1 protein-coding gene is annotated in these 1,195 nt (G+C 54.9%); it reads right to left on the reverse strand.

Annotated elements, in window-relative coordinates:
- Positions 1-45: 45 nt before the first annotated feature.
- Positions 46-1,119: an IS630 family transposase gene (locus tag GIB19_RS28075; RefSeq protein ID WP_274888851.1), complete on the reverse strand. Its 1,074-nt coding sequence runs from the start codon at positions 1,117-1,119 to the stop codon at positions 46-48.
- Positions 1,120-1,195 lie beyond the last annotated feature (76 nt).

Genomic DNA, 1,195 nt, shown 5'->3' on the forward strand with positions numbered 1-1,195 from the left:
TTTCGTACAGAGCCTAGTGTGGTGTTTCAGAAATACCACTGAAAATCATCTACCCAGCGCTCGTGCCGCGCGAGCGACTGAGGCAAGGATGTCCTCGGCCTTCTTGTGCCACCGAAATGGCTTCGGATTCTGGTTGTAGGTTTCCAGGTAGTGCTCAATCGACGCCTCCAGATCCTTAACGCTGACATGTGCCTGCCGCTTGATCCACTTCTCGCTCAGCGTTGAGAAAAACCTCTCAACCAAATTCAGCCAGGATGCCGAGGTGGGCGTGAAGTGGATGTTGTAGCGTGGCCTCGCCGCAAGCCACGCCCTGACCTTGTCAGTCTTGTGAGTCGCATAGTTATCCATGATCAGATGAATCGGCATATCGGCAGGTACTGACACATCGATCTCCCTCAGAAAAGCGAGGAACTCAGTACTGCGATGTTGGCGTTTGAGTCGGCCGATCACCTCACCGGTTGCCACATCCAGGGCAGCAAACAGCGAGGTCGTTCCGTGCCGTTTGTAGTCATGTGTGCGAGTTGCAGGGTTACCTGGGGAAAGCGGTAAGCCCGGCTGTGTGCGGTTCAACGCTTGGATCTGACTCTTCTCATCAACGCAAAGCACCAGGGCTCGTTCGGGCGGGTTCAAGTAGAGCCCGACGATGTCGTGCACCTTGTCGACAAACAATGGATCAGTGGAGAGCTTGAAAGTCTTTTCCAAGTGCGGCTTGATCCCGAACGCGTGCCAAATACGCATTACGCTCGCAGGAGATAGGCCCGTCTCACGGCTCATCCGTCGCGTGCTCCAGTGACTGGAATCGTCGGGCTTACCTTGCAGCACTTGGTTTACTACTTGTTGAACTTGCTCATCGGAAATGGTGCGTGGTCGGCCAGAGCGCGGTTCATCGTTCAACCCCAACAGCCCCAACTTAGAGAAACGCTGTCGCCATCGTGACACCACATCCCTACTGGTACCCAAGCGCTGAGCGATGTCATTTCCTGACTCGCCTGCGGCACAGGCGAGGATTATCTCCGCGCGCAATCGAGCGTCCTGAGCGCCTTTACGGAGCTTGATGCGGCGTAGCAGCTCTGACTTTTCAGTTTCGGAAAGGATAATGACGGTTGCTGGTCGACCCATGTCGATGCCCTTGGCTAGTGAGCTTCTACAGAGCCTAGCTCAGATTTTCAGCGGTACTTCTGAAACACCACACTAG

Source organism: Pseudomonas sp. ITEM 17296, assembly GCF_028895205.1.
Lineage (GTDB): Bacteria > Pseudomonadota > Gammaproteobacteria > Pseudomonadales > Pseudomonadaceae > Aquipseudomonas > Aquipseudomonas kermanshahensis.

What these genes read in the sequence shown, in the direction of transcription:
- GIB19_RS28075 (WP_274888851.1), bottom strand. Translation starts at nt 1,119, where the DNA reads ATGGGTCGACCAGCAACCGTCATTATCCTTTCCGAAACTGAAAAGTCA.